General features: G+C 37.9%; 11 protein-coding genes. All 11 read left to right on the forward strand.

From position 1 onward, the window contains the following. The first annotated feature begins 890 nt into the window (after positions 1 to 890). Positions 891 to 1436 carry a hypothetical protein gene (locus LEP1GSC185_RS00385; RefSeq protein ID WP_010516057.1) on the forward strand — a complete coding sequence of 182 codons (546 nt, stop codon included), beginning with the start codon at positions 891 to 893 and terminating at the stop codon, positions 1434 to 1436. 191 nt (positions 1437 to 1627) lie between these two features. Beyond that, positions 1628 to 2479: a hypothetical protein gene (locus LEP1GSC185_RS00390; RefSeq protein ID WP_008589132.1), complete on the forward strand. Its 852-nt coding sequence runs from the start codon at positions 1628 to 1630 to the stop codon at positions 2477 to 2479. A 181-nt stretch (positions 2480 to 2660) separates the two neighbouring features. After that, positions 2661 to 3665, forward strand: coding sequence for a nucleoid-associated protein (locus LEP1GSC185_RS00395; protein WP_010516055.1), 1005 nt, complete (start codon positions 2661 to 2663; stop codon positions 3663 to 3665). 255 nt (positions 3666 to 3920) lie between these two features. After that, on the forward strand, positions 3921 to 4211 hold the full coding sequence (locus LEP1GSC185_RS00400; RefSeq protein WP_010516053.1) for a type II toxin-antitoxin system HigB family toxin: 291 nt from the start codon (positions 3921 to 3923) through the stop codon (positions 4209 to 4211). A gap of 3 nt (positions 4212 to 4214) precedes the next feature. Continuing rightward, on the forward strand, positions 4215 to 4616 hold the full coding sequence (locus tag LEP1GSC185_RS00405; protein ID WP_008589206.1) for a helix-turn-helix domain-containing protein: 402 nt from the start codon (positions 4215 to 4217) through the stop codon (positions 4614 to 4616). Positions 4617 to 4864: 248 nt separating this feature from the next. Then, the gene (gene vapB / locus LEP1GSC185_RS00410) at positions 4865 to 5095 is read left to right on the forward strand and encodes a type II toxin-antitoxin system antitoxin VapB (RefSeq protein ID WP_008588780.1); all 231 of its coding nucleotides are present in this window, start codon (positions 4865 to 4867) and stop codon (positions 5093 to 5095) included. Continuing rightward, the gene (vapC, locus tag LEP1GSC185_RS00415; RefSeq protein WP_008588692.1) at positions 5095 to 5493 is read left to right on the forward strand and encodes a type II toxin-antitoxin system tRNA(fMet)-specific endonuclease VapC; all 399 of its coding nucleotides are present in this window, start codon (positions 5095 to 5097) and stop codon (positions 5491 to 5493) included. The genes vapB and vapC overlap by 1 nt, the downstream gene beginning before the upstream one ends. A 591-nt stretch (positions 5494 to 6084) precedes the next feature. Further along, positions 6085 to 6654 (forward strand): hypothetical protein, encoded by a 570-nt coding sequence (locus LEP1GSC185_RS00420; RefSeq protein ID WP_008589268.1) that lies wholly within the window; start codon positions 6085 to 6087, stop codon positions 6652 to 6654. Between the two features lie 288 nt (positions 6655 to 6942). Beyond that, on the forward strand, positions 6943 to 7179 hold the full coding sequence (locus LEP1GSC185_RS19630) for a DUF433 domain-containing protein (RefSeq protein ID WP_010514840.1): 237 nt from the start codon (positions 6943 to 6945) through the stop codon (positions 7177 to 7179). Next, positions 7176 to 7532, forward strand: coding sequence for a DUF5615 family PIN-like protein (locus LEP1GSC185_RS00425; RefSeq protein WP_008595991.1), 357 nt, complete (start codon positions 7176 to 7178; stop codon positions 7530 to 7532). The genes LEP1GSC185_RS19630 and LEP1GSC185_RS00425 overlap by 4 nt, the downstream gene beginning before the upstream one ends. A gap of 295 nt (positions 7533 to 7827) precedes the next feature. Continuing rightward, on the forward strand, positions 7828 to 8004 hold a 177-nt coding region (locus LEP1GSC185_RS00430), incomplete at its 3' end, for a CopG family transcriptional regulator (RefSeq protein WP_008595989.1).

Consider the following 8004-nt stretch of genomic DNA (forward strand, 5'->3'; position numbering starts at 1 on the left):
ACTATCGGTGCCTCCGCTCCGCTCAAGGCTGCTTCGCACCTTTCGCTCGGCCTTCGGCACATTCGCGTCCGTCACTTCGTTTGCCTGAGCAAACTCGTGCCGTTGCGAACGTCGGAGCACCTTGGTCGTTATACGCAAAACCGGCATAATTTTTCTTTGAGAAAGAATAGGAATAAGACTTCAAATATTTAAAGCATGAGTATTAGAGAATTAATTGCTAAATTAAGGATTCTTTCAAAATATCTTTTGGTATATGAAAATTACATTTTATACACGAAGTTGTCGGAAGAGGAAATTTTCGCGAGAATTAGTAATATTTCTGATAATGACTATTTCCAAAGAATAGTTAAAAATCAATTTCAAATGTATAGACACCTTGATTATAGAAATGATGCTGCTCTACCATTCTTGCAGGGAACATTATTTCCTGAAAAAGAGGCGACATTCATTTCAATTAGGATTCGATTGCATCCTGTATCGAAATTAATAATGGGGCTATTTATTATTATGCCCTTTATCCTCTTTATAGTATCCAAGTTCGAATTGTTAAAGTTAAATCGTAAAGTGCCTCCAGAGATATTAATCGGTCCTTTCTTTATTTATGCCGTTCTATTGTATTTCTTTAAAAGTGAATCTAAAATCATCAAAAGCTTTATTAGGCAATTACTAGATGCGAAAGGTTAATGAAAAATAGCTATCGAGTTAACGTCCGGTTCAGCGTATAACTGTCGGTGCTTCCGCTACGCTTCGAGATTGCTTCGCAACTCTCGCTCGGGCTACGCCACATTTCGCTTTGTCACTCGTCTTGCATAGCAAGCCTCGCGCCAAGTGCTTGCGCACTCGCGAAACGTCGGAACACCTTGGTCGTTAGGCGGACATCGCCCAAAATTATGATAGAAGAACTTGAGCTGCAAACTAAGCAAGGAAAGATAAAAATAATAAGCGATTCTACATTTGGAATCGGTTCGGTAGACAATTTACATTCATACGATCGAATTATTGATGTGAATCATGATATTGCTTCAACGAAATTCGGAATTTTCACGACAAATTGTAGTGTACTCTTAGCAAATTCAGGGGTCTCTGGATTACATGAAAACTGTTATTTAGTCAAAAATGATTTCCTGTATTTATGCCTTGGGGATTCAGTCTTCTCTTTAGCGATTCCAAGCCTTGAATTACAATGGCGATCTCAAGTGGACGGAATAAGCTGCTTTGGAATTTATGAAATATCAGATGGATTTATTATTCATGGAGAATTGGAAATAACCCGGATTAATATTGCTGGCAATATAATTTGGCAGCATTCGGGTAGTGATATATTTACAACTTCCGATGGGATTGATGTTTTTAAAATAGAAAATAATATAATATATGCTAAGAGTTGGGATGATAGACTGTATCGCTTTACCCTGGATGGTGAAATATTATTCTAAGAAAGGGGCGACGTCGCCTAACTAACAGCTCTGGCGCGTCGCTTCGGGGATCGCTTCGCGACCCACTCGCTTGGGCTTGCGCCACATTCCGCTTTGTCACTCGCCTTGCAGAGCAAGTCTCGCGCCAAGTCCTTCGGACTCGCGGAACGTCGCCAAGCGTTGGACGTTAGACGAAAGCTTACGCAAACTTTATGACTACAGAAAAGAACAAAATTAAACTAATAAAAAATTCTGGCTTTATATTAGAGTACGCTATCTCCAAAACTATTAATGAGTTTGGATATTCAATTCTCGCTGAGTATCAGTATGAACGAGACGATGAAACAGGAACCGCTAAGAAATTCGCAGGTGATTTAGTTTGTAGAAAGGAAATACACGGTCACAATGTAACTTTGCTTGTTGAATGTAAGCAGACGGATGAAACTATTGATTGGCTATTTCTTCCCTCGCTGCAAATGAAACAGCATCTTAATGTAGTGCCTTTTGTGCACACTTATAAATTAGGTCCTTTTAAAGCAGAGCTTAAAATGGAACAGAAAGAGGTTATTCATCTTTTCGGTAATTCTGTATATAAAGGAATAGAAATACGGCATTCCGATAAGACGGACTTTTTGATCCAAAAAGCAATTGCACAAGTTAGCTATCCGATTTTTAACGAAATCTATCTCTCATCATTATTTTGGTCGCTTTCTAAACCTGATAAAGCAGCGAATTCGATAATCCCCATTGTAATCACTACATCTCCATTATACATAGTTAATCCTAATGTTACAGTTGAAACATTAGAGAATGCAAAGGAAACAAAGGATATTGCAAGCCCGGTTGCTTCATTACTATATAGTGCGAATCCATCGGAAGACTTAAAATCACACAACAGGAAGATTCTTTTGAATATTAAGAAGTTAGCAGGCCGTGGTGAAAGAAACGAATTTCTCCTAGAGCTATTTGCTAATACATGGCCTGAAGCAATATTATTTGTAAATTACAACTATCATAAAGAGATTATTGGTAATCTTGAAAAGTATTTTCAGAAAAACACGTAAGCCTTCGTCTAACTTTCGGTGCTTCCGCAGCGCTTCGAGATTGCTTCGCAACTCTCGCTTGGCCTGCGGCACATTTCGCTTTGTCACTCGCCTTGCAGAGCAAGTCTCGCGCCAAGTCCTTGCGGACTCGCGAAACGTCGGAACACCTTGGTCGTTAGGCGTAAGTCTCAGGAATATAATTATGAAATTAGAAGATGCAATAATACACTGGGTTCCCAATAAGAACAGTGAAAGTGCCTTTGAGCTTTCTGAGAATACTTCACTACTGTTTGACTCAAAATTTTGGGGCAAAAAAATTGAAGAATCAATTTTGAAAAACTATACTATTGAGGTACAAGATATTCCGGAAACGCCGAGTACGGTCATCCAAAATATAAGGCTTCTAAAGTTTGCAAAGCAGCAAGACTTTATAAAATATTCTCAGAGAATAGCAACAATTCTTTATTCAGCGCAGAGCAAGCACGGAATTTCAGATGGGTTTTTAATATTCTTCCGAGGTGAAAGAAATGATAAGTCATTTGTTTGTATGTTAAAGCTGGAAGGAATGCAGGGAAGTGAAGCAGATTTCAATAAGCAAAGAAAAGCATATGAAATGAAATCGCTTGAAAAAGTATTAATAACGAATAAGACCAAAGTTTTTAAAATGGCTTTCTTCGAATTTGACGACGGGCACTTGATGCATACATATGTAATGGACGACCAAATTAACAGGCAAGAGGTTTCAAAATTTTGGTTAGTTAGGTTCCTTGGATGTCGCTATCCTCAAACTACAGAATATTATACCCATGCTTTTTACGAATTCATAGTTAAATTTGCAGGAAATAAGCGAATAGATAGCAAAGAATCATTGAAAATTCTTAGCGGCTTATACGCAGAGTTAAATAATAACAATAAAACTTTGTCTCTTGCAAAATTTGCGGAAGAATATATTCCTCCTACTGCGCTTGCGGAATTTAATAGTGAGAGTTCTAAAACTGATGTTCCGCAAGCAAAATTCCCAAAATCGGTAAATGCGAAGCTAAAGAAATTAATTAATATTAGAAAGTTGACGTTAGAAGAGGGGATTACTATTCAGGTGCCTCAAGAGTCTCTTGATTCGAAAAAAATTATTCGAATAGAAGAAATAAAAGGTGAAAGATTTCTTATTCTTAAATCTAAAATAATTAAAGAATCCCCTTCAAAATAATAGTTATACCTGAGACCAACGCCTAACTTTCGGTGCTTCCGCTACGCTTCGAGATCGCTACGCGACTCTCGCTCGGGCTTCGCCACATTTCGCTTTGTCACTCGCCTTGCATGGCAAGTCTCGCGCCAAGTGCTTGCGCACTCGCGAAACGTCGGATCACCTTGGTCGTTATACGCAATCGCTAAAAACTCATTTTTGAAAAGAAAAATTAAGAAAAACGCTTGCAATATCTCATTTTGAGATATTGTTGTATTAGTGCATATTATTAGCTGGAAGAAGATTTCTGATTTTGTAACTAAACATCCTAATTCAGGGCCTTCTCTTAAAGGCTGGTTTAAAGTAGTTCATAATACAGATTTTAAAGATTTCAATGAATTAAGAAAAGTATTTAAAAGCGCTGATCAGGTTGGTAAATTTACAGTCTTCAATATTAGCGGGAATAATTTTAGATTAATTTCTGCCATTCATTATAATAGAAAGAAAGTCTTTATTCGATATGTTTTAACACATTCAGAATATGATAAAGGGAAATGGAAGGAGGAGTAGGGTATGATTCTTGAATTAGAGCGAGTAAGAAATGTTTGGCCAGAAGTAAAAGATCTCTTATCTGTTCCTCATTCTGATAAACAATACAAAAGACTTTTAAAAGCTCTTGATGAATTGATAGATGAGGTTGGTAACAGCGAAAAACATCCATTGGCCCCTTTAATGGAAACTGTGGGAAATCTCGTTGAAGAATATGAGAAAGACAACTTTGCATCAATTGATGCAGATCCCGTTGAGGTATTGAAATATCTTATGGAAGAGAATGGATTTACTCAAAAGGACATGGTAGAACTGGGCAGTCAGGGAGTTGTTTCCGAGATTCTAAATGGTAAGAGAGAATTGAATATTCGCCAAATCAAAGCATTAGGAAAGAAATTCAAAGTTTCTCCAGCAGTCTTTATCTGACTTAAATGATTAGCGACTGCGTCTAACTTTCGGTGCTTCCGCTCCGCTCGCGGATCGCTTTCGCGACCACTCGCTCGGGCTTCGCCACATTTGCTTCTGTCACTTCGTTTGCATGCGCAAACTCGTGCCATTGCAAACGTCGGAACACCTTGGTCGTTAGACGTAATGGCTTAAAAATTACCTTTTCTCGAAAATTTAGCATTGACTTGTGATATATCACGGTATATACTATTTAAAGGGTGATTAGAATGCAAACTGCGAAATTATTCATAAACGGAAGAAGTCAGGCCGTAAGATTGCCGAAGGAATTCCAATTCAAGGGTGATGATGTTTTCATCCAGAAGGTTGGAGAAGCAGTTATATTAGTGCCTAAGAATAAGGCATGGAATGTTTTTCTTGATGGATTAAATGGTTTTAGTGAAGGTTTCTTGAAAGAGGGAAGGGAAACTCTTTCTGAATCAGAAAGAGAAAGCCTTTAATGTATCTACTTGATACTAATATTTGTATTTTCCTAATTAAAAAGAAAAATCAAAAGCTATTAGATAAATTAAAGAAAAATCTGAATAAAGGTTTATTCATTTCATCTCTGACACTTGCAGAGTTAGAGTTTGGTATTGAAAATAGTGAATATAAAGAGAAGAATAGAGTTTCATTAATTGAATTTCTATCCATCTTTGATATTCTTCCATTCGATCAATCGGATGCGCAATTTTTTGGCATTATTCGATCAGATTTAAAGAAGTCTGGAAATTTAATCGGATCCATTGACACTTTATTGGCAGCTCAAGCATTATCGCGGGACTTGGTATTTGTAACGAACAATACTAAAGAATTCAATAGAGTAAAGAATCTTAAAATAGAAGATTGGTCTTTATAAGACGCCACTACGTCTAACTAACAGCTTGCCGCAGCGCTTCGGGCCTGCTTCGCAACCCTCGCTTGGCCTTAGGCACATTGGCTTCTGTCACTCGCCTTGCAGGGCAAGTCTCGTGCCAGTCTCTAACGCCTCCTTCTGAGGCTCAGAGTCGCCAACGTCGGCAAGCGTTGGACGTTAGGCGAACATCCGATAATTTATTTCTTTTTTACTTTAGGGTAAGATATTATTTAAATAGAGCCGTAGCTGATTTTCATCTGTTTACCCGCTCCTGTGATGTTCTGGTGCCGAGCGTTGAGTTTCATCTAGATGATTAGCTTGCTGTTTGATAACCCTAACGGATCCCGTATTCGGAGCGGAGATCTGGCATCTGAAAGTAGTATTTTACCGAAGCGGCAATTTACTGAAGTATAGAAATGCAACTATTTGGAATGCACCGTTTTTGGATCGGACGTCGGCCTAACTTTCGGTGCTTCCGCTACGTTCGTGGCTTGCTGCGCGACCACTCACTCGGGCTTCGCCACATTTGCTTCTGGCACTTCGTTTGCATGAGCAAACTCGTGCCATTGCAAACGTCGGAACACCTTGGTCGTTATGCGTAATAACGCTATCAATATATTAATTCGCAAAAATAGCAATCTACGAGGAAAAATGAGAAAATCAGTCATAGTATTAATTGGAATCTTAACATTGCAATGCTTGTCCTATGGGAAAATAAAAGTTTTAAAAGATGATTTTAAAAATCAAACAACCTTCACTCTAGATATGTATGCTTATACGAATTCTATATCAAGAGGTGCTAAAACACTATTTGTAATGCTGACGAAAACAGTTGTTGAAGGTTCAGAACCTGTTATTAAGTTATATCTTTTTTCAAAATTCACAGATCATGACCTGCCATTATCTACTTTGGCTTTCTTTAAACTTGATGATAAGAAAATTAAAATTGAACTTCAAAATCCAAAAAGTAGTCTTGAGGGTTATAGATTTTCATCGTGGAATTCATATTCTGCCGAAGTCGTTCTCACTAAGGAATTACAGAATAATCTATTGAATGCGAACAGCCTTTCAATTCGCTTTTATTCGGGTGAGTTTCCATATGATGCTGACTTTTCTCCAAGTGATTTGCTAGCTATTAAAGAATTAATAAAAAGAAAGCTCTAAAAAAGCGTTACTACGCATAACTAACGGTGCTTCCGCTCCGCTCGCGGATCGCTACGCGACCACTCGCTCGGGCTTCGCCACATTTGCTTCTGTCACTTCGTTTGCATGCGCAAACTCGTGCCATTGCAAACGTCGGAACACCTTGGTCGTTAGGCGTCAGTTTTTTGAAGCGGCATCATATAGTTTGAAAGAATTCTAGTCTTTCAAGTTTTGTATTTAGCTGAAAAGGTTGAACATTACAAACGATTAGTGTTTGACACTCATCTGATAAATGTATAAATTAGATCTGTGAGCTCAAATTTATTAAATCGGATCACTTTAAATCCTGAAGTATGCCATGGGAAACCTACTATTCGGAACCAACGGTATACAGTTGAGCTTATACTTGATCTTTTATCTTCTGGAATGTCTGAAGATGAGATTATTTTAGATTACCCATCTATTGAAAAAGAAGATATCTTAGCTTGTCTTGAATATGCTTCGAACTTGGTAAAAGTTAAATCAATATACAAAGCTTCTGCATGAAGTTCTTTATTGATGCTCAACTTCCTTTTAGCTTAGTCTATTTATTCAAAGAAAAGAATTTTGAAGTGCTCCATACGGAGCATCTCCCGTTAGGAAATAAAACATCTGATTCTGATATAATTTCATATTGTGATTCAAATGATTTAATTTTAATCACAAAAGACTCAGATTTCTTAGACTCGTATCTTATAAGAAAGAAGCCGCGTAAGTTATTGGTAGTAACTACCGGAAATATAAAGAATAAAGAGCTGTTTTCACTATTTCAGCAATTCTTGTCGAAAATTGCGGAAGAGTTTAATGATAGCGATTGGTTGGAATTGTCTAACAAAGGCTTAATAGTTCATCAGGATTAGATTAAAGCCGCTTCAAAAAACCGCTACGGCCCTTCGGGCACGCCTAACTAACAGCTTGGCACTGCGCTTCGGGTTTGCTTACGCAACCCTTGCTTGGCCTTCGGCACATTCCGCTTTGTCACTCGCCTTGCAGAGGCAATTCTCGCGCCAAGTCCTATGGACTCGCGGAACGTCGCCAAGCGTTGGACGTTATACGCAATACCCGTGCATCTGTCTTTATTCAAGGGAAACGAAATTTCTGCAAATTGATAGAATTTTTAATTGACCCAGGTATAACTCGAGTTATACTTATTTTATGAAGACTGCTGTCTCAATTCCTGATGATTTATTTAAAACAGCGGAAAAAACCGCCAAAAGGCTTGGGATTCCTCGAAGCCAACTTTTTGCAAAGGCATTAGAAGAGTTTATTCAATTACATAGTAAAGAATCAGTGACCGAAAGATTAAATAAAATTTATACAAATAGAAAAGAT

The sequence above is a fragment of the Leptospira licerasiae serovar Varillal str. VAR 010 genome, assembly GCF_000244755.1.
GTDB classification, from domain to species: domain Bacteria; phylum Spirochaetota; class Leptospiria; order Leptospirales; family Leptospiraceae; genus Leptospira_B; species Leptospira_B licerasiae.